The sequence below is a fragment of the Ramlibacter humi genome (assembly GCF_004681975.1).
GTDB classification, from domain to species: Bacteria; Pseudomonadota; Gammaproteobacteria; order Burkholderiales; family Burkholderiaceae_C; genus Ramlibacter; species Ramlibacter humi.
Window position 1 is genome coordinate 16,650 of sequence record NZ_SMLK01000001.1, and the last position, 20,068, is coordinate 36,717.

Genomic DNA, 20,068 nt, shown 5'->3' on the forward strand with positions numbered 1-20,068 from the left:
GGTCCACCCGAATGCCCCACCACCGATGGGCTGGCAATATTGAATGTCTTAAATAAATCACGATGACACCGCTCCAGCTCGCCGCCAACGAAAACCCGCTGGGCCTGCCCGCATCCGCCCGGGAGGCGGTCGCGCGCGTGCTGTCCGGCGCCGACCGCTACCCCGATGCCAACGGCACCGTGCTGCGCCGCGCGCTCGCGCAGCGGCTGCAGGTGCCCGAAGAAGGCATCGTGCTGGGCAGCGGCTCCAGCGAGATCCTCACCATGGCCGCGCAGGCGCTCGTGCGCCCGGGCGAGGGCATCGTCTCCTCGCAATACGGCTTCATCGTCTACACGCAGGCCGCGCGGCTGGTGCACGCGAAACACGTGGTCGTGCCCGCGCGCAACTTCGGTCACGATCTGCGCGCCATGCTGGAAGCCATCGATGCGTCCACGCGGCTGGTTTACGTGGCCAACCCGAACAACCCGACCGGCAACTTCATCGAAGGGTCCGAGCTCCTCGCTTTTCTGGAGCGGGTGCCCGGCCATTGCGCCGTGCTGCTCGACGAGGCGTACACGGAATACCTCGAACCGCAGCAGCGCTACGACGCCGTCGGCTGGACGAAACGCCTGCCCCAGCTGCTGGTCGCGCGCACCTTCTCCAAGGCCTACGGCCTGGCCGGCCTGCGCGTCGGCTACGGCATCGCGCAGCCGGCGCTGGCGGCGCGGCTGAACGCGCTGCGTCCGCGCTTCAACGTCACCACGCCCGCGCTGGCCGCCGCCGCCGCGGCGTTGGCCGACGAAGATTTCCTCGAGCGCACGCGCGAAACCAACCGGCAGGGCATGGCGCAGCTGTCCCGGGGCTTCGCGCAACTGGGCCTGCGGGCGCTGCCTTCCGCCGGCAACTTCGTGCTGGTGGAGGTGGGCGACGGCGCCGCGGTGGCGCGCGCCCTGGCGCAGCGGGGCATCCTCGTTTCGACGCTGGAGCCCTACGGATTGCCGCGCTGGCTGCGCATCAGCACCGGCCTGGCCGACCAGAACGCGCAGGTGCTGCAGGCCCTGGGCGCGCTGAAGCTTTCCCCGACGGCCTGAACTTTCATCCAACCAGGAGACAAGCCATGAAACGCCGCCACTTCGCCGCCGCCGCGGCCGCCACGCTGGCCGTGCCCGCGGTCTTTGCGCAAGACCGCACCGTGAAGATCCTGGTGGGGTTCCCGCCCGGCGGCTCGGCCGACGTCATCGCTCGCCTCATGGCCGAGAAGATGCGCGTGACGCTCAACCAGAACGTCATCATCGACAACAAGCCGGGCGCCGCGGGCCGCGTGGTGCTGAACGAAGTGAAGCGGGCCGCGCCCGATGGCCAGACGCTGCTGCTGTCGCCCAGCGGCGCGATGGTCATCGCGCCCTGGATCTACAACAACCTGGGGTACGACCCGATCAAGGACTTCACGCCCATCTCGCGCGTCAGCACGTTCGACTTCGCCATCACCGCCGGCCCGGGCGCGCCGGCCGGCGACCTGAAGACGGTGCTGGCGTGGATGAAGGCCAATCCCTCGAAGGCCAGCTACGGGACTTCGGGCGCCGGCACGGTGCCGCACTTCGCCGGCCAGCTGCTGGCGCAGGCCACCGGCGTCCCGCTCACGCACGTGGCGTACCGGGGTGGCGCACCGGCCGCGCAGGACCTCATCGGCGGCCAGATCCCGCTGATGGTCGACACCGCTTCGGAAACCATCGAGCACCACAAGGCCGGCAAGGTGCGCATCCTGGCTGTCACGGGGGAGACACGAAACAAGGCGCTGCCCGAGGTGCCGACCCTCAAGGAAATCGGCATCAACGTCGCCGCCGACGCCTACTTCGGCCTGTACGGCCCGCCCGGCATGGCGCCGGACCTGGTGGCGCGCCTGGACCGCGCGGCGGCCGAGGCGCTCAAGCAGCCCGACGTTCAGGAGAAGATCTATTCGTACGGCCTGGTGCCCAACCATGGCCCGGCGGCCGAGCTGGCCGCCATCCAGGTCGCGCACCTGAAGCGCTGGGAAGCGCCGATCAAGGCTTCCGGCTTCAAACCGGACTGATGCACAGGGCCGCCGCGGGCTGGGGCGCCTGCGGCAGCAGCGGCACGCGCACGACGAAGGTCGTGCCGCGGTCCGGCCCCGAGCTTTCCGCATGCACGGTGCCGCCGTGCAGTTCCACCAGCCGGCGCACCAGCGCCAGGCCGATGCCCAGCCCCGTGCGCTGGTGGCTGCGCTGCCCCCGGCTGAACATGCCGAACACCGATTCCAGCTCGGCCCGGGCCAGGCCCCGGCCCGTGTCGGCCACGCGCAGCTCGCACCACGATGCTTTCGGACCGGCGCGCAACTGCAGCCGCACCTCGCCGCCTTCCGGGGTGAACTTGGCGGCGTTGTGCAGCAGGTTGGTGATCACCTGGGTCCAGCGCAGCGCATCGCCGCGCACCCAGGCCGCGTCCTCGCCCAGGTCCAGCAGCAGCTGCTGGCCGCGCTCGCCGAACATGGGGTCGCAGGCCGCGGCGGTGTCTTCCGCCACCTGGCGCAGCGACAGCGGCTTGCGCTCGATCAGGACCTGGTCGTTGACGATGCGGCCGATGTCCAGCAGGTCCTCGACCAGGTGCGACAGGTGCCGCACCTGCCGGCGGGCCACCGGCAGCGCGCGGTCGAGCAGCTTGGGGTCGGTGCGGCTGCGGTCGATGACTTCAAGCGCAGCGCCCAAAGGAGCCATCATGTTTCGCAGCTCGTGTGCGACGGTGGCAATGAAAACGTCTTTCCGCTCGCTGTCCCGGGCGGCGCGGTCCAGGGCCGCCTGGGCCGAACGGGTGCGCAGTTCCTGCTGGATGTCGAGCGTCTGGGCATCATGGTGGTTATGCATGTGTCGCTCCTGAGGAAGTGGCTCGTAGGATGTATGTGACTGTGCGATTCCGTCAGTGCGCATGATCACGCAATGCCATACGATTTGTATGTGCTTGTAAGGAATGGCGCTTGTTTCTTCCGGCCTTGGCAGTACCCTTCGCTGTTCCGGCAACGGCACGAGGAGAAGAACAATGCCCGAGCAGCCGTCAGGACAGGGAGCGCGCGCGCCCTGGGGGAACGTTTTGCTGCAAAGCTTTCCAGCCGAGTTGCAAAAGAGCCTCGAGAGTGAGCTGGAGCCGGTGAACCTGCCCACCGGCAGCATCATCGCGGCCGCGGGCCGGCCGGTGCGCGTGATCTATTTCCCGGTCGACGCCGTCGTGAGCCTGCTGCACACCGACGACGAAGGCGCCAGCGCGCAGGTCGGCCTGGTGGGCTGGGACGGCATGCTCGGCCTTGGCGCGTGCTTCGGCGCGCCGCACCGGTCCACCGCGCTGGTGCTGGCGGGGGGGCTGGCACTGCGCTGCAACGCGCAGCCCTTGCAGGACGCCTTCGAACATTGCCCTTCCGTGCGGCGCAACATCCTGGCCTGGTCGGGCAACCTGCTCGGCCAGGCATGGCAGATCGCGCTGTGCAACCGCCACCACGCCCCGGCGCCGCAGCTTTGCTCGCTGCTGCTGCTCGTCATGGACCGCGGCGCGCACGGCGAGCTGTCGATGACGCACGACCTGATCGCCCGGCTGCTCGGCCTGCGGCGCGAGACCATCAGCCAGGCGGCGATGAGGGTGCAGGAGCGCGGCTACGTGCGCTACACCCGCGGCCACATCCGCGTGCTGGACAGGCAGGGGCTGGAGGAGATGTCGTGCGGCTGCTGGCGCAGCGCGGCGCTGGCGCCCCACATGCCGCCCGAGCCCGCCGTCACGACGGGCTGACCTTTTCGCCGCGCAGGGTGCGGCTGCCGTTGCCGCCGCCGTCGCCCGCGTCGCCGTCCCGCAGGATCAGCGTCACCAGCACCGCGCAGTCGGTCCTCGCCCGCAGCGAATGGGGTTCGGCCGCGGGCAGCACCAGCACGTTGCCCGGCCGCAGCTGGCGCACCCCGCCGGGCGTGACCACCTCGACTTCCCCCTCCAGGCAGTGCACGGTGCATTCGTCGGCGACGTGGTGCTGCGGCTGGTCCTGGTGCGCGCGCAGCACCAGGTGCAGCAGCTGCACGCGCGAAGTCTTGATCAGGCTGGTGCTCACCGCCTGGCCGAGCGCCTGGCCCAGCGGGGCGACGTTGATGATGTCCAGCAGGCCGGCATGCGGCAGGGCCATGGCGTTCTCTCCGTGTCATTCGTGGCGCGGCGGCGCCTGCCTCAAGGCTACGGGTTCGCGCGCGGGGCGGCTGTAGGCCACGGCCGATGCGCGTGGGTGGAACCGCTGGGCTGGCCGCCGGCTGAGCCATGCCATCATCCGCGCATGAACCTGCTGGCGTCGATGCGCTACCTGATCGCGCTGAGCGAGCACCGCCACTTCGGCCGAGCGGCACTGGCCTGCCACATCACGCAGCCCGCGCTGTCCAACGCGATGAAGGCGCTGGAGGACGAATTCGGCGTCGTCATCATCAAGCGCGGCCGCAACTACGCCGGCCTCACGCCCGAGGGCGAACGCGTGCTCGCGACCGCCCAGCGCATGGTCCGCGAGCACACGGTGCTGCGGCAGGAACTGGGCAGCGAGGCGGACCGCCCGCGCGGGCCCATCCGCATCGGCGCCGTGCCGACGGCGATGCCGGTGCTGTCGCGTTTCGCCGCGCGGCTGCAGGCGCGCCATCCGGGCATCGTGCCCAGCATCCTGTCGCTCAGCTCCAGCGAGCTGGAAGCCGGGCTGGAGCGGCTGTCGCTGGACCTGGCCCTGGGCTACACGGAGCGCATGAAGCTCACCGGCGCGCAGCTGAAGGCGTGGCCGCAGTACACCGAGCACTACTTCCTGCTGCGCCGCGCGAAGAAGCCGCACCCGTCGCAGCTGCGCATCGGCAAGCCGATGCGCTGGCGCGATGCAGCGGCCTTCCCGCTGGTCATGCTGACGCCGGAGATGCACAACCGCACCATCATCGACAGCGCCTTCGTCACCGCCGGCGCGCCGGTGAAGCCGGCGATGGAGACCAACGCCATCCTCACACTGCCGCTGTCGGTGTTCGCGGGCGACATCTGCACCGTGATGCCTGGCGCGCTGGTGAGCGCGGTGCTCGGCTACCGCGAACTGGAAGCGCTGCCGCTGGTGGAGCCCGACGTGCGCACGCCGATCGGTTTCATGGCGCAGGCCGGCGTGCGGCCCTCGCGCGCGCTGGACGCGGCGCTGGCGATGGCGCAGGACGGCGAGTGGCTGCGGCACGCCGCCGCGCACTCGGGCCTGCTCACCGCCGGCGGTCGGGCGAAGCCCCCCGGTTCCTAGGCCAGGTGCGCCTTGAAGAAGGCGATGGTGCGGTCCCAGGCCTGCTTGGCCGCCGCGGCGTCGTAGCGCGGCGTGGTGTCGTTGTTGAAGCCGTGCTGCGTGCCGGCGTACTGGAACACCTGGAAATTGGCCTCGGCCGCCTTCAGCGCCGCTTCGTACGCGGGCCACGCGGCATTGATGCGCTCGTCGGTTCCGGCCAGCTGCACCAGCAGCGGGGCGCGCACCTTGGCGGCCTCCTGCGGCGCGGGCGTGTTGCCGTAGAACGGCACCGCCGCATTCAGGTCGGGCAGGCGCGTGGCCAGCCAGTGCACCATGCCGCCGCCCCAGCAGAAGCCCACCGCGCCCATCTTGCCGTTGCCGTCCGGCCGGGCACGCAGCCACGCGGCGGCGGCGAGGAAGTCCTCGCGCGTCTTCGCCTGGTCGAGCGTGCCGAACTTCTCGCGCGCCTTGTCCTCGTCGCCGGGATAGCCACCCAGCGGGAACAGCGCGTCGGGCGCGAAAGCCATGAAGCCGTCCAGCGCCAGGCGGCGCGCGATGTCCTCGATATGCGGGTTCAGCCCGCGGTTCTCGTGGATGACCAGCACGGCAGGCAACTTGTTCGCGCCGGCCGCCGCGGGCCGCGCGAGGTAGCCGCGCACCTGGCCGTAGCCGGCGGGCGAGGGCAGGGTGGCCCACTCGGTCTTCACCCGCTTGTCGTCGGGCTTCACCTGTTGCCCGAGCGCGAAGTCCGGACTCAGGGCGGCGAGCAGCCCCGCCGCGGTGACGCCGGCCTTGGCGAAGCGCTGCGCGCCCTTCAGGAACCCGCGCCGGTCCACGTCGCCGTGCACGTATGCGTCGAAGAGGATCAGCAGGTCCTGGTCGAAGTCCTGGGCGGTGAGGCGGGGCGGCATGCAAGGTCTCCTTGGCAACGGGTGAGGCCCCCAGCATAGCGAGCGGACGTGAACGCCGCCGATAGCCGGAAAGCATGCCTGGTGCGGTGCGTCATTCATGGCTTGAATCGGGACATGCGCCGATTCAATTTGACGCTGTCTCAGCCGCACTTCCACACTGCGCGCGCGCTCGAAGTCAGGCGCGACCCTGCATATCGGAACGGAGACAAAAGCATGTCAAGCGTCATTGGAGACGTCCGGGGCTACGGGGACAAGGCCCCCGGGCTGCTGGACAAGGAACGCATCATCGCGGGACCCGGTTTCAACCGCTGGATGGTCCCGCCGGCGGCCCTGGCCATCCACCTGTGCATCGGCATGGCCTACGGCTTCTCGGTGTTCTGGCTGCCGCTGTCCAGGCAACTGCAGCTGGCCGGCACCGGCGCGGCATGCGGCAAGGACGTGGGCTTCTGGGCGCAGCTGTTCGCGACCGGCTGCGACTGGCAGGTGTCGACGCTGGGGTGGATGTACACCCTGTACTTCGTTTTCCTCGGCTGCGCGGCCGCCATCTGGGGCGGCTGGCTGGAACGCGCGGGACCGCGCAAGGCCGGCGTGGTCGCGGCGCTGTGCTGGTGCGGCGGCATGCTGATCTCGGCGATCGGCATCAAGACCCACCAGTTCTGGATGATGGTGCTGGGCTCCGGCGTCATCGGCGGCATCGGCCTGGGCCTGGGCTACATCTCGCCCGTGTCGACGCTCATCAAGTGGTTCCCCGACCGGCGCGGCATGGCCACCGGCATGGCCATCATGGGCTTCGGCGGCGGCGCGATGATCGGCTCGCCGCTGGCGGTGGACCTGATGAAGCACTTCGCCACGCCCACCACCAACGGCGTGTTCGAGACCTTCGTCGTGATGGCCATCGTCTACTTCGTCTTCATGCTCGGCGGCGCCTTCGGCTACCGCGTGCCGCCCACGGGCTGGAAGCCGGCCGGCTGGACGCCGCCCGCGGCGCAGACGAGCGACGCCATGATCACGCAGCGCCACGTGCACGTGAAGAAGGTGTGGGGCATCCCGCAGTTCTGGCTGGTGTGGCTGGCGCTGACCATGAACGTGTCGGCGGGCATCGGCGTGATCGGCATGGCGTCGCCCATGCTGCAGGAAGTGTTCGGCGGCAGCCTGATCGGCGTGGCCAGGAAGTTCACCGAGCTCGACAAGACGCAGCTGGCGGCCATCGCCACGGTGGCGGGCGGCTTCGCCGCGCTGCTGTCGCTGTTCAACATCGCGGGCCGCTTCTTCTGGGCCAGCATGTCCGACAAGTTCGGCCGCAAGATGACCTACACGATCTTCTTCGTGCTGGGCGGCGTGCTGTACGCCAGCCTGCCGGGCTCGGCCGCGGCGGGCAGCAAGCTGGCCTTCGTGGGCGCGGTCTGCATCATCCTGTCCATGTACGGCGGCGGCTTCGCCACCGTGCCGGCCTACCTGGCCGACCTGTTCGGCACCCAGTTCGTGGGCGCCATCCATGGCCGCCTGCTGACGGCCTGGTCCACGGCGGGCATCCTGGGCCCGGTGGTCGTCAACTACATGCGCGAATACCAGCTCAGCATGGGCATCCCGCGCGAGCAGGTCTACAACCAGACCATGTACATCCTGGTGGGCATGCTGGTCATCGGCCTGGTCTGCAACCTGATGATCCGCCCGGTGGCCGACAAGTGGTTCATGACCGACGCCGAGCTGGCGCGCGAGAAGCAGCTGGCTCACGAGAAGGCTGCCGCCGCCGAGGCGGGCATGGCCGGCGCCGGCAGGAACCAGGAAGCCACGCCGGTGGCCAAGGTCTGGTTCGCCTGGCTGGTGGTGGGCATCCCACTCGCGTGGGGCACGTACCGCACGCTGCTGGCCGCCGCCAAGTTCTTCAGCTGACCATGAGAGGACAATCGGGCGTCCGATGAACCATCCTGTCCCGAGCGAGCAGGTCCAGGCCGTGGCGCTGGCCACGGCCGACCAGCTGCGAGAGCGCATCCGCCGCAAGAGCCGCCTGAAAGGGCGGCAACCCGACGAGCAGGCCCAGGCCGAGGTGCGAAGCTGCCTCGGCCCGCCGCCGGCGCAAGGCTGGCGGCGCGACCTGCTGATCGAGTACCTGCACCGGCTGAACGACACGTTCGGCGCGCTGCGCGCGCCGCACCTGGTGGCGCTGTCTCGCGAGATCAACGTGCCGATGGCCGAGATCTACGAGGTGGCCACCTTCTATCACCACTTCGAGGTGGTGGAGGCGGGCGAAGCCGTGCCGGCCCTGGTGGTGCGCGTGTGCGACAGCCTCTCGTGCGAGATGGCGGGCGCGCGGTCGTTGCTCGACCGGTTGCCGGCGCTGCTTGGCCGCGAGGTGCGCGTGGAAGCCGCGCCTTGCCTGGGACGCTGCGAGCAGGCGCCCGCGGTCGCGGTGCACCAATCGGCCGTGCCATTCGCGACACCGGAAACGGTGGCGCAGGTGGCGCGGCGCGGCCGCATCGACGCGCAGCCGCCGCAAGCCGTGGCGGCGTTCGATCCCGTGGCCTGCGTCAACGGCAGCGTCTCGCCGCCGGTGGGGCAGGTGCAGGAGATTCCCTCGTACACCGACTACGCGACGTACCGCGCCAATGGCGGCTACGCGCTGGCTGCCGCCGTGGCCAGCGGCCAGGTGCGGCACGAAGCAGTGCTAAAGGCGATGGAAGACTCGGGCCTGCGCGGCCTGGGTGGCGCCGGTTTCCCGGCCGGGCGCAAGTGGCGCATCGTGCGCGACCAGCCGGCGCCGCGCATGTTCGCGGTGAACATCGACGAAGGCGAGCCCGGCACCTTCAAGGACCGCACCTACCTGGAGCGCGATCCGCACCGCTTCCTGGAAGGGCTGCTGGTGGCTGCGCAGGTCGTGGGCACCGAAGCGGTCTACATCTACCTGCGCGACGAGTACCACGCCTGCCGCGCGCTGCTGCAGCAGGAACTGGCGAAGCTGCGGGCCGACCCGCCTTGCCCGCTGCCGCCCATCATCGAGCTGCGGCGCGGTGCCGGCGCCTACATCTGCGGCGAAGAGTCCGCGATGATCGAAAGCATCGAGGGCAAGCGCGGCGAACCGCGCATGCGCCCGCCGTACATCGCGCAGGTCGGCCTGTTCGGCCGGCCGACGCTGGAGCACAACTTCGAGACGCTGTACTGGGTGCGCGACATCGTGCAGCGCGGCCCGCAGTGGTTTTCCTCGTTCGGCCGCAACGGCCGCAAGGGCTTGCGCTCGTTCAGCGTCAGCGGCCGGGTGAGGTACCCGGGCGTGAAGCTGGCGCCCGCCGGCATCACCGTGCGCGAACTCATTGATGAGTTCTGCGGCGGCATGCAGGAAGGCCACGAGTTCTATGCCTACCTGCCGGGCGGCGCCTCGGGCGGCATCCTGCCGGCTTCGATGGGCGACATCCCGCTGGACTTCGACACGCTGCAGCCGCACGGCTGCTTCATCGGCTCCGCCGCGGTGATGGTGCTGTCGAAGCACGACCGCGCGCGCGATGCCGCGCTGAACGTGATGCGCTTCTTCGAACACGAAAGCTGCGGCCAGTGCACGCCGTGCCGCGTGGGCACGGCCAAGGCAGCGGCGCTGATGGACGCGCCGCGGTGGGACAACGCCACCCTGGACGACCTGTCGAACGTGATGGGCGACGCGTCGATCTGCGGCCTGGGCCAGGCCGCGCCCAACCCGATCCGCTGCGTGCAGCAGCACTTCGCCCATGAAATCTGACCTGCCCCTCGTCGCCTTCAAGCTGGACGGCCAGGACGTCCAGGCCATCCAGGGCGAAACCATCCTGCAGGCGGCCGACCGCCTGGGCGTGGAGATCCCGCGCCTTTGCTACAAGGAAGGCTACCGTGCCGACGGCAACTGCCGCTCGTGCGTGGTGGAAGTGGCCGGCGAGCGCGTGCTCGCCCCCAGCTGCTGCCGCGCGGTGACGCCCGGCATGGACGTCCAGGCCACCAGCGAGCGCGCCCGGCGCAGCCAGAAGATGGTGGTGGAGATGCTGCTGGCCGACCTGCCGGAGCGCGGGTACAAGTGGACCCAGGCTCAGGGCGATCGGGACGGCGACGCGGGCCAGCACGGCGAATTGAGTGAATGGGCCGCGCGCCTGGACATCACGCCGCGGCCCGAGCTCACGGCGCTGCGCCGCGACGAGCCTGCGCCCGACGTGTCGCACCCCGCGATGGCCGTCAACCTGGACGCGTGCATCCAGTGCACGCGTTGCGTGCGGGCCTGCCGCGAGGAGCAGGTCAACGACGTCATCGGCTACGCCGGCCGCGGCCTGGACAGCAAGATCGTGTTCGACCTGGACGACCCCATGGGCGACAGCACCTGCGTCGCCTGCGGTGAATGCGTCCAGGCCTGCCCCACCGGCGCGCTCATGCCCAAGACCATGGTGGGCAGCCAGGTGGTGGACCGCAAGGTGGACTCGGTCTGCCCGTTCTGCGGCGTCGGCTGCCTCATCACGTACAACGTGCGCGCAGGGAAGATCGTCAGCGTCGACGGCCGCGACGGGCCGGCCAACCACGGCCGCCTGTGCGTGAAGGGCCGCTTCGGCTACGACTACGTGCACCACGAGCAGCGGCTGACCAGGCCGCTGATCCGCAAGGCGGGCGTGCCCAAGGACGACGGCACCGCGCCCCGGCCGCAGGACTGGCGCGAGGTGTTCCGCGAAGCGACGTGGGAAGAGGCGCTCGAACTCGCCGCGGGCAAGCTGCGCGGCCTGCGCGACCAGTACGGCCCGAAATCGCTGGCCGGCTTCGGCTCCGCCAAGGGCAGCAACGAAGAGGCCTACCTGTTCCAGAAGCTGGTGCGCACGGGCTTCCGCAGCAACAACGTCGACCACTGCACGCGGTTGTGCCACGCGTCCAGCGTCGCGGCGCTGCTGGAAGGCGTGGGTTCGGGCGCGGTGAGCAACCAGGTCAACGACGTCGAGAACGCTGACCTCATCATCGTCATCGGGTCCAACCCGACGGCCAACCACCCCGTGGCCGCGACGTGGATGAAGAACGCGGCCAAGCGCGGCACGAAGATCGTGCTGGCCGACCCGCGCATCACCGACCTCGGCCGCCACGCCTGGCGCGTGATGCAGTTCAAGGCCGACACCGACGTGGCCATGCTCAACGCGCTGATCCACGCGGTCATCGAGGAAGGGTTGGCCAACGAAACCTTCGTGCGCGAGCGCACCGCCAACTTCGAGGCGCTGCGCGAGAACGTGAAGGGCTACAGCCCCGAAGCCATGGCGCCCATCTGCGGCGTGCCCGCGCAGGTGCTGCGCGAGGTGGCGCGCGCCTACGCCACGGCCAAGGGCGCGATGATCCTATGGGGCATGGGCGTCAGCCAGCACGTGCACGGCACTGACAACGCGCGCTGCCTGATCGCGCTGGCCAGCGTGGCCGGGCAGATCGGCAAGCCCGGCAGCGGGCTGCACCCGCTGCGCGGCCAGAACAACGTGCAGGGCGCCAGCGACGCGGGCCTGATCCCGATGATGTTCCCCAACTACCAGCGGGTGGACAACGCGGGCGCGCGCGAGTGGTTCCAGAAGTTCTGGAACACGCCGCTGGACGACCGCCCCGGCTACACGGTGGTGGAGATCATGCACAAGGCGCTGGCCGACGACAGCGACCCGCACAAGATCCGCGGCATGTACATCATGGGCGAGAACCCGGCCATGAGCGACCCGGACCTGAACCACGCGCGCCACGCGCTGGCCAGCCTGGAGCACCTGGTGGTGCAGGACCTGTTCATGACCGAGACGGCGTGGCTGGCCGACGTGGTGCTGCCCGCTTCGGCCTGGCCGGAGAAGACCGGCACCGTCAGCAACACCGACCGCATGGTGCAACTGGGCAAGCGCGCCATCGACCCGCCCGGCGACGCGAAGCCCGACCTGTGGATCCTGCAGGAGATGGCCCGCCGCATCGGCCTGGACTGGAACTACGAAGGCGAAGAGTGCGGCGTGGCCGCCATCTACGACGAGATGCGCCAGGCCATGCACGCGGCCATCAAGGGCATCACCTGGGAACGCCTGCAGCGCGAATCCAGCGTGACGTACCCCTGCCTGTCGGAAGACGACCCCGGCCAGCCGGTGGTGTTCACCGAAAGCTTCCCCACGGCCGACGGCCGCGTGAAACTGGTGCCCGCTGACATCATCCCGGCCGACGAAAGGCCCGATGCGCAGTTTCCGTACGTGCTGATCACCGGCCGCCAGCTGGAACACTGGCACACCGGCAGCATGACCCGCCGCGCCGCGGTGCTCGACGCCATCGAGCCGATGGCGACGGCGTCCATGAACGGCAGCGACATGCAGAAGCTGGGGCTGCAGCCGGGCGACGTGGTGACGGTGCGCTCGCGCCGCGGCGAGGTGGCCATCCACCTGCGCCGCGACGACGGCACGCCCGCCGGCGCGGTGTTCATCCCGTTCGCCTACTACGAGGCGGCGGCCAACCTGATGACCAACCCGGTGCTCGACCCGTTCGGCAAGATCCCGGAGTTCAAGTACTGCGCCGTGCAGGTGGTCCCGGGTGGCACGCCGCGCGCGCCGGCGGGCTACGGCACGGGCGCGGTCTGAGCGCATGTCATGCCGGGCTCGACCCGGCATCCATCCCCTGGACTGCGGTTGCGCGGGTCCGTCTTTCCGGCGATGGATTGCGGGTCAAGCCCGCAATGACACGTCCAGGGACTCCTTCACAATCCGCCTCGATGAGTTCCTTCACCGAGGTCGCCGCCACTGCCGCCCGCCTGCTGGCCGGCGCCGAGCCGCAGCTGCTGGCCATCGTCGGCCGCTCGCTGTCCGTCAGTGCCACGGCCTGCGCCATCGGGTGCTCGGTCGGCTGCCTGTTCGGCGCCTGGCTGGGCGTCGCGCGGTTCGCCGGCCGCGGCGCGGTGCTCGCGGTGCTGCACACGCTGCTGGCCATCCCCTCCGTGGTGGTCGGCCTGCTGGTGTACCTGGTGCTCTCGCGCTCGGGCCCGCTCGGGTCGCTGGGCTGGCTGTTCTCGTTCAAGGCGATGGTGGCCGCGCAGGCGATCCTGGTGCTGCCCGTCGCGGCGGCGCTGACGCGCCAGCTGGTGGACGACGCGGAGCAATCGCATGGCGAGCAGCTGAAATCGCTGGGCGCGGGCGGCGCGCTGCGCGGCTTGCTGCTGGCATGGGATGAGCGCTACGCCATGCTCACGGTGCTGATCGCCTGCTTCGGCCGCGCGATCTCCGAGGTGGGTGCGGTGATGATCGTGGGCGGCAACATCGAAGGCTTCACGCGCGTGATGACCACCGCCATCGCACTGGAGACCAGCAAGGGCGACCTGCCGCTGGCCGTGGCGCTGGGCGTGGTGCTGCTGGCCATCGTGCTGGCGCTCAATGCGGCCATCGCGCTGATGCGGCGCTGGCGGCTGGCGCACGCGGACGTCCCTGCGGCGATGCACGAGGTGGGCGCGTGATCGAGCTGCGGCAAGCCGACGTGGCCATCGGCCGCGCGGCCATCCTGCATGGCCTGTCGCTGCGCGTGGCGAGCGGCGAGCGGCTGGCGCTGATCGGCGCCAACGGCAGCGGCAAGAGCACGCTGCTGCGGACGCTGCACGGCCTGCTGCCGGTGGCGGCGGGGCAACTGCAGCGCGACACGGCGATCCGGCAGGCGATGGTGTTCCAGCGGCCCTTCCTGCTGCGCACTTCGGTGGCGCGCAACCTGGCCTTGGGGCTGTGGCTGTCGGGCGTGCCCTGGCGCGAGGCGATGGGGCGTGTCGAGCCCGCACTGGCCCGCGTAGGCCTGCAAGGCGCGGCGCAGCGCAATGCGCGCCACCTGTCCGCGGGCCAGCAGCAGCGCGTGGCTTTCGCGCGCGCGTGGAGCCTGCAGCCGGACCTGCTGTTCCTCGACGAGCCCACGGCCAGCCTGGACCCGCCGGCCAAGCGCGAGGTGGAGGCGCTGATGGCCGGCTTCGCACAGGCCGGCACCACCATGGTCTTCGCCAGCCACAACCTGGGCCAGGTCAAGCGGCTGGCCACGCGCGTGGCCTACCTGGAGCAGGGGCGGCTGCTGGCCGATCTGCCGGTGGCGGAGTTCTTCGACCGCGGCCGCCTGGCTTCGGTGTCCCGCGAAGCCGACTTGTTCCTGCAGGGCGAGATGGCTTAGCGCCGGCCGCGGCGCGCGATGACCACGGACGGGTCGCGCAGCTCGCGCTGCTCGTGCAGGCGCTGGAACTCGAAGCAGGACAGCGTGATGATCGGCTCGGGGCCGAAGCGCAGGCTCACCGCGTAGTAGGGCGTCTCGCCGCCGCGCAGCGGGTGAACCGCCTGCACCTTCCAGTGCAGGCCCGCAGGATCGACATAGCGTTGGCCGGGAACGGGGACGGGAACTGCCTGCGGGGTCATCGATGCTCCTGTGTCCGCCATGGGTCTGCGCGGCGGTGACCGCATTAGCGCAGCGGTTTGGGAATTCCTCCCATGCAGTCGAAACCAGGCGTTAGAAATCGCCTCCGGCGAAAAGGATTCGAAGCGCCGCTTACGTCTTCGAACACGGATGTGTTGCGTCGCCCGCGCGTCGGCGCCGCCGATCCCGCGCTGCTACATTGCGCCGAACCACCGCCGAGGAGCGCCCCATGAAGACCCGCATCACCGAACTGTTCGGCATCCGCCACCCCATCATCCAGGGCGGCATGCACTTCGTCGGCTTCGCCGAGCTGGCCGCGGCGGTGTCCAACGCCGGCGGGCTGGGCATCATCACCGGCCTGACGCAGCGCACGCCGGACGACCTGGCGAAGGAGATCGCGCGCTGCCGCGCGATGACCGACCAGCCGTTCGGCGTGAACCTCACCTTCCTGCCCGCGGTGAAGCCGCCCGACTACCCCGGCTACGTGCGCGCCATCGTCGAAGGCGGCGTGAAGATCGTCGAGACCGCCGGCAACAACCCGCAGAAGTGGCTGCCCGCGCTGAAGGAAGCCGGCGTGAAGGTCATCCACAAGTGCACTTCGGTGCGCCACGCGCTGAAGGCCGAGGCCATCGGCTGCGACGCGGTCAGCGTCGACGGCTTCGAATGCGGTGGCCACCCGGGCGAGGACGACGTGCCCAACTTCATCCTGTTGCCGCGCGCCGCGGAAGAGCTGAAGATCCCGTTCGTGGCCTCCGGCGGCATGGCCGACGGCCGATCGCTGGTGGCGGCGCTGGCGCTGGGCGCGGATGGCATGAACATGGGCACGCGCTTCATCGCGACGAAAGAAGCGCCGGTGCACCAGAACGTGAAGGACGCGATCGTGAAGGCCACCGAGCTGGACACCCGCCTGGTGATGCGCCCGCTGCGCAACACCGAGCGCGTGCTGGACAACGCCGCCACGCGCCGCCTGCTGGAAAAGGAAAAGGACCTCGGCGCCTCGGTGAAGTTCGAGGACATCCTCGGCGAGGTGGCGGGCGTCTACCCGAAGATCATGCAGCAGGGCGACATGGACGCCGGCGTCTGGTCGTGCGGCATGGTGGCCGGCCTGGTGCGCGACGTGCCCAGCTGCCAGGAACTGATCGATCGCATCATGGCCGAGGCCGAGTCGCTGATCCGCGACCGGCTGGCGCGGGCTCTGGGATAGGGACCGAAAGCGGACTCCCTTGCGCAGAGGTCGCAGAGCTAGCGCGGAGAACGCAGAGCAAGCAAGGAAAACCCTTCAATGGTTTTCCTCCGCGGTCTCCGCGTCACCTCTGGGAACTCTGCGTCAGGGTGTCCGCTTCCTGCCGCCCTCAACGCCGCGCGAACACCGGCTGGTCGAAGTGCGCCACGCGCGTGCTTCGGCCCGCGATGCACACCTCGCGGAACTGGTACAGCACTGCCGCCGTGGGCGCCGCGATCCAGTGGCGCCCCACGGGCATGCGCAGGATCTGACGGCCGGGTTCGTCGGAGGGTTCCAGCAACGGCGCATCTTCGCGCATGAATTCGCGCACGCGCAGCCGGTGAACGCTGCCGACTTCGGCGGCGTTCGGGAACAGGTCCGTGGCCGTGCCGGCCCAGGCGACGATGGGCGTGATGACGAAGCCGGATCGCGTCACGTAGTCGTCCAGCCGGCCGAGGATGTCCTCGGGCTCGAGCACCAGGCCCACTTCCTCGCGCAACTCACGCAAGGCCGCCGCTTCCGGCGTCTCGCCTTCGTCCAGGCGGCCGCCAGGCAGCGCCCATTGGCCGGAGTGGCGCGACATCGTGGCCGCGCGGCGCGTGAGCAGGATGGCCGCTTCGCGGCTCCACTGCGCCGGCGCTTCCAGGCCGTGGACCGCCGTGCCCAGGCCTTCTTCCATCAGGGCGACGACGACGGCAGCGGCGTGGTGCGCGCCCGCCGCGGCGTACTGCACTTCGAACGACTGCAGGCGCGAATGAACGGCCGCGTGCAGGGCCTGGTCCAGCTGCATCGTGCTCAGGTCACCGGCGCCGGGTTGAAAAGCACCAGCGCGTTGTGCAGCTTCCACTGCTCGGCCCAGGTGCGCTTGCGGCCGCTGGCCACGTCGAGCATCAGGCGGAACATCTCCCAGCCGACGTCCTCGATGGTGGCTTCGCCGTCGGCGATCTTGCCGGCGTTGATGTCCATCAGGTCGTGCCAGCGGCGGGCCAGGTCGGTGCGCGTGGCGACCTTGATGACCGGCACTTCCGCCAGGCCGTAGGGCGTGCCGCGGCCGGTGGTGAACACGTGCAGGTTCATGCCGGCGGCCAGCTGCAGCGTGCCGCAGATGAAGTCGCTGGCCGGCGTGGCGGCGTAGGTCAGGCCGCGCGTCCGCAGTTTCTCGCCGGGCGACAGCACGCCGGTGATGGGCGCGCTGCCCGACTTGACGATGGAGCCCATCGCCTTCTCGACGATGTTCGAAAGACCGCCCTTCTTGTTGCCGGGCGTGGTGTTGGCGCTGCGGTCCACCGCGCCGCGCTGCAGGTAGGCGTCGTACCAGCCCATCTCGCGGATCATGGCCTGCGCGATCTCGGGCGTGGCCGCGCGCGAGGTGAGCTGGTCCACGCCGTCGCGCACCTCGGTGGTTTCGGAGAACATCACGCTGGCGCCGGCGCGCACCAGCAGGTCGGCGCAGAAGCCGACGGCGGGGTTGGCCGTCACGCCGGAGAAAGCGTCGCTGCCGCCGCACTGCACGCCGACCACCAGTTCGCTGGCCGGCACGGTTTCGCGGCGGCGCGCGTTCAGGCGTTCGAGGTGCTGCTGCGCCTGCTTCATGATCGACTCGACCATGGACATGAAGCCCACGTGCTGTTCGTCCTGCAGGCACACGACGTCCAGGCCGGCGTCGCGTTCGTCTTTCAGCGGGATGCTGCCGGGCGGCAGCAGGCGTTCGGGCTGCAGTTTTTCGCAGCCCAGGCTGACGACCATCACTTCGCCGCCGAAGTTGGGGTTGAGCGCCAGGTTGCGCAGCGTGCGGATGGGGATGACCGCGTCGGGCGCGTCGATGGCCACGCCGCAGCCGTAGCCATGCTCCAGCGCCACGACGTCGTCGACGTTGGGGTAGCGCGGCAGCAGTTCGGCCTTGATGCGCTGCACGGCGAAGTCGGTGACGCCGGCCACGCATTGCACGGTCTGGGTGATGGCCAGGATGTTGCGCGTGCCCACGGAGCCGTCGGCATTGCGGTAGCCCTCGAAGGTGTAGCCCTCCAAGGGCGGCAGCGGTTCGCGGCGTGCGTTGGCGATGGGCAGGCGGTCGTCCAGCTCGCGCGCTTCGGGCATGCGAAGCAGGCGCTCGTGCACCCAGCTGCCGGCGGGGATGTCTTTCAGTGCGTAGCCGATGGGGACGTTGTAGCGCAGCACGGCAGTGCCTTCGGGCAGGTCGACGAGCGCGACCTTGTGGCCTTGGGGGACCTTGTCTTTCAGTCCGAGTCCCGACGCCAGCACGGTGCCCGCCGGCAAGCCGCCGTCGTTGGCGACGATGGCCACGTTGTCGGCGGGGTGCATGCGGATGGTGTGGGGAGGGCGGGGGGCGATGTCCATGGTTGCTGGCGCTCTGCTGCTGGGAATGATTGTCGCGCAGCCTTGGTGGGGGGCGGGGGCGGGGGGCGCGTGGCGCGGGTGCGGGTGCGGTGGCTCTGCGGGCGCGGCGGGTGGCGCCCGGCGCGGCCTCATGCTCCAGCGGCCGTGCTTCGCTGGCGCTCGCACAGGCTTCCCGCCGAATTGGCCGAACCCGGGACGGCCGGCGCAACTCGTCGACGCGCTACGCGCGTCACTCAGACACTCGCCGGAGCTAGTTGGACAGTCGCATCGCGCGCTGTCGCGCGCGATGCTGTCCCGGGTTCGGCCAATTCGGCGGCGCTTCCAAAATCGGCCGCGCCAGGCGCCACCCGCCGCGCTGGGACCAGCGTGCGGATTCAAAGAAGGTATTGCACCTGCAGCGCGCAGCCCCTCAACGGCGTCATTCCCGCGAAGGCGGGAATCCATCGCTTCCACTACGGCCGTTGAATGCGGACGCCATGGATTCCCGCCTTCGCGGGAATGACGCCATTTGGAACCCGCGCACTGGTTCCATGCGCCAGGCCGGGCACCGCCTGGCGCGCCGCTCCATGAGCCTTCAGACTTCCGCGATCAGCTCGATCTCCACGCAGGCCCCCAGCGGAATCTGCGCCACGCCGAACGCGCTGCGCGCATGCGCGCCCGAATCCCCGAACACCTGCCCGAACAGCTCGCTCGCCCCGTTCGTCACCAGGTGCTGCTCCGTGTAGTCGGATGCGGAATTTACCAGGCTCATCAGCTTGACGATGCGCTTGACCTTGCCCAGGTCGCCCACGGCGGCGTGCAGCGTGCCCATCAGGTCGATGGCGATGGACCGCGCGGCGGCCTTGCCTTCCTCGGTGCCCATGGTCTTGCCCAGCTGGCCGACCCAGGGCTTGCCGTCGCGCTTGGCGATGTGGCCCGACACGAACACCAGGTTGCCGGTGCGCACGAAAGGCACGTAGGCGGCGGCCGGGATGGCCACGGGCGGCAGTTCGATGCCCAGTTGCTTCAGCTTGTCGTAGACGCTCATCGTTGCTCCAGGTTCATGTGGGCCGAAAAGGCGGCATTGTGTCACTGGGCCAGGGCAGCCGCTTCCTCCCGCGCCGGCGCGACCGTCACCGCGACGTGCAGCGTGTGGTGCCCGCCGCCGTGGATGACGCCGCGCATCGGCGAAACGTCGGAGTAGTCGCGGCCGATGGCCAGGCGCACGTAGTCTTCGCCCGCGACGCGGTCGTTGGTGGGGTCCAGCTCGATCCATTGCCCGCGCCCGCCGTCGGCCGGCAGGTACACGGAAGCCCACGCGTGCGACGCGTCGCTGCCCACCAGCCGCGCCTGTCCCGGCGGCGGCTCGGTCAGCAGGTAGCCGCTGACGTAGCGCGCCGGCAACCCCAGGCTGCGCAGGCAACCCAGCATCACGTGCGCGAAGTCCTGGCACACCCCCTTGCGCAGCGCCAGCGCTTCCAGTGCGGGGGTGCTGGCGTCGGTGGCTTGCGAGACGTAGGCGAAGTCTTCGTGGATGCGGTGCGCCAGTTCGCGCGCCGCATCCACCAGGGGCCGCCGGGGCGTGAAGCTGGCGCGCGCGTAGGCCGCGAGATCGGCGTGCCGCTGCACGTAAGGCGACGCGAACAGGAACTCGGCCGCGGGGTCGTATTCCGCGCTGCGGTGATAGCGCAACCGCTCCCGCGCATCCTCCCAGGCCAGGCTGGTGGCGGGCAGCTCGTGCGCGCTGGTGGACACGACGCTCTCGGCCACCACGCGCAGGTGTTCATGCGCGGCCTGCAGGCCGAAGAAGCAGCGCGTGTTGCCGAAGGCGTCCTGCGATTCGCTCCACTGCACCGGCTCGGGCTCGATGCCCAGGCTGTGGCGCAGCAGCCGCTGGCCGTCGCGGTCCTGCGGGCGCAGGTGCGCCATGTGCTGCGCGGTGCGCACCGCGGGCGAGTAGTCGTACGCGGTCTCGTGAACCACTTGCAGCAGCAC

18 protein-coding genes are annotated in these 20,068 nt (G+C 70.1%); 10 read left to right on the top strand and 8 right to left on the bottom strand.

Features of this window, described 5'->3' with window-relative positions; genetic code table 11:
• Positions 1–62: 62 nt before the first annotated feature.
• Together hisC and EZ216_RS00115 are read left to right on the top strand one after the other, a co-directional pair.
• Complete coding sequence (hisC, locus tag EZ216_RS00110) at positions 63–1,070, top strand: histidinol-phosphate transaminase (RefSeq protein ID WP_135247545.1); 1,008 nt, start codon at positions 63–65, stop codon at positions 1,068–1,070.
• Between the two features lie 26 nt (positions 1,071–1,096).
• On the top strand, positions 1,097–2,050 hold the full coding sequence (locus EZ216_RS00115) for a Bug family tripartite tricarboxylate transporter substrate binding protein (RefSeq protein WP_135247546.1): 954 nt from the start codon (positions 1,097–1,099) through the stop codon (positions 2,048–2,050).
• On the opposite strand, the gene EZ216_RS00120 is transcribed toward EZ216_RS00115, so the two are convergent.
• On the bottom strand, positions 2,037–2,858 hold the full coding sequence (locus tag EZ216_RS00120) for a sensor histidine kinase (RefSeq protein WP_167772781.1): 822 nt from the start codon (positions 2,856–2,858) through the stop codon (positions 2,037–2,039). The genes EZ216_RS00115 and EZ216_RS00120 overlap by 14 nt on opposite strands.
• Positions 2,859–3,105: 247 nt before the next feature.
• On the opposite strand from EZ216_RS00120, the gene EZ216_RS00125 reads away from it, so the two are divergent.
• On the top strand, positions 3,106–3,768 hold the full coding sequence (locus EZ216_RS00125; protein WP_167772782.1) for a Crp/Fnr family transcriptional regulator: 663 nt from the start codon (positions 3,106–3,108) through the stop codon (positions 3,766–3,768).
• Here the strand turns inward: EZ216_RS00125 and EZ216_RS00130 are convergent.
• On the bottom strand, positions 3,755–4,150 hold the full coding sequence (locus tag EZ216_RS00130; RefSeq protein ID WP_135247549.1) for a cupin domain-containing protein: 396 nt from the start codon (positions 4,148–4,150) through the stop codon (positions 3,755–3,757). The two genes, EZ216_RS00125 and EZ216_RS00130, sit on opposite strands and share 14 nt — an antisense overlap.
• Before the next feature lie 144 nt (positions 4,151–4,294).
• On the opposite strand from EZ216_RS00130, the gene EZ216_RS00135 reads away from it, so the two are divergent.
• Positions 4,295–5,266, top strand: coding sequence for a LysR family transcriptional regulator (locus tag EZ216_RS00135; protein ID WP_135247550.1), 972 nt, complete (start codon positions 4,295–4,297; stop codon positions 5,264–5,266).
• Here EZ216_RS00135 and EZ216_RS00140 read toward each other — a convergent pair.
• Positions 5,263–6,156 (bottom strand): dienelactone hydrolase family protein, encoded by an 894-nt coding sequence (locus EZ216_RS00140; RefSeq protein WP_135247551.1) that lies wholly within the window; start codon positions 6,154–6,156, stop codon positions 5,263–5,265. The two genes, EZ216_RS00135 and EZ216_RS00140, sit on opposite strands and share 4 nt — an antisense overlap.
• A gap of 213 nt (positions 6,157–6,369) precedes the next feature.
• On the opposite strand from EZ216_RS00140, the gene EZ216_RS00145 reads away from it, so the two are divergent.
• From EZ216_RS00145 to EZ216_RS00165, 5 genes are all read left to right on the top strand, one after another.
• Positions 6,370–8,049: an OFA family MFS transporter gene (locus EZ216_RS00145; protein ID WP_135247552.1), complete on the top strand. Its 1,680-nt coding sequence runs from the start codon at positions 6,370–6,372 to the stop codon at positions 8,047–8,049.
• Positions 8,050–8,074: 25 nt separating this feature from the next.
• Entirely contained in the window at positions 8,075–9,883 is a 1,809-nt protein-coding gene (locus EZ216_RS00150) for an NADH-ubiquinone oxidoreductase-F iron-sulfur binding region domain-containing protein (protein ID WP_135247553.1), read from the top strand.
• A complete protein-coding gene (fdhF, locus tag EZ216_RS00155; protein ID WP_135247554.1) occupies positions 9,873–12,722 on the top strand; it encodes a formate dehydrogenase subunit alpha in 2,850 nt (949 codons plus the stop codon). Before EZ216_RS00150 ends, fdhF begins: the two co-directional genes overlap by 11 nt.
• A gap of 131 nt (positions 12,723–12,853) precedes the next feature.
• Positions 12,854–13,588, top strand: a complete 735-nt coding sequence (locus tag EZ216_RS00160) for an ABC transporter permease (RefSeq protein WP_135247555.1) — start codon at positions 12,854–12,856, stop codon at positions 13,586–13,588.
• A complete protein-coding gene (locus tag EZ216_RS00165) occupies positions 13,588–14,277 on the top strand; it encodes an ATP-binding cassette domain-containing protein (protein WP_135249069.1) in 690 nt (229 codons plus the stop codon). Before EZ216_RS00160 ends, EZ216_RS00165 begins: the two co-directional genes overlap by 1 nt.
• Here EZ216_RS00165 and EZ216_RS00170 read toward each other — a convergent pair.
• Positions 14,274–14,516 carry a hypothetical protein gene (locus EZ216_RS00170; RefSeq protein WP_135247556.1) on the bottom strand — a complete coding sequence of 81 codons (243 nt, stop codon included), beginning with the start codon at positions 14,514–14,516 and terminating at the stop codon, positions 14,274–14,276. The genes EZ216_RS00165 and EZ216_RS00170 overlap by 4 nt on opposite strands.
• Before the next feature lie 227 nt (positions 14,517–14,743).
• Between EZ216_RS00170 and EZ216_RS00175 the strand changes: the two genes are divergently transcribed.
• On the top strand, positions 14,744–15,718 hold the full coding sequence (locus EZ216_RS00175; protein WP_135247557.1) for an NAD(P)H-dependent flavin oxidoreductase: 975 nt from the start codon (positions 14,744–14,746) through the stop codon (positions 15,716–15,718).
• Positions 15,719–15,866: 148 nt separating this feature from the next.
• On the opposite strand, the gene EZ216_RS00180 is transcribed toward EZ216_RS00175, so the two are convergent.
• The 4 genes from EZ216_RS00180 to EZ216_RS00195 all read right to left on the bottom strand — a co-directional run bounded on the left by EZ216_RS00180 (position 15,867) and on the right by EZ216_RS00195 (position 20,068).
• Positions 15,867–16,526, bottom strand: coding sequence for an NUDIX hydrolase (locus EZ216_RS00180; protein ID WP_135247558.1), 660 nt, complete (start codon positions 16,524–16,526; stop codon positions 15,867–15,869).
• Between the two features lie 5 nt (positions 16,527–16,531).
• The gene (gene garD, locus EZ216_RS00185) at positions 16,532–18,094 is read right to left on the bottom strand and encodes a galactarate dehydratase (RefSeq protein ID WP_135247559.1); all 1,563 of its coding nucleotides are present in this window, start codon (positions 18,092–18,094) and stop codon (positions 16,532–16,534) included.
• 574 nt (positions 18,095–18,668) lie between these two features.
• Positions 18,669–19,121: a RidA family protein gene (locus EZ216_RS00190; protein WP_135247560.1), complete on the bottom strand. Its 453-nt coding sequence runs from the start codon at positions 19,119–19,121 to the stop codon at positions 18,669–18,671.
• A gap of 41 nt (positions 19,122–19,162) precedes the next feature.
• Positions 19,163–20,068, bottom strand: coding sequence for a transglutaminase family protein (locus tag EZ216_RS00195; protein ID WP_135247561.1), 906 nt, complete (start codon positions 20,066–20,068; stop codon positions 19,163–19,165).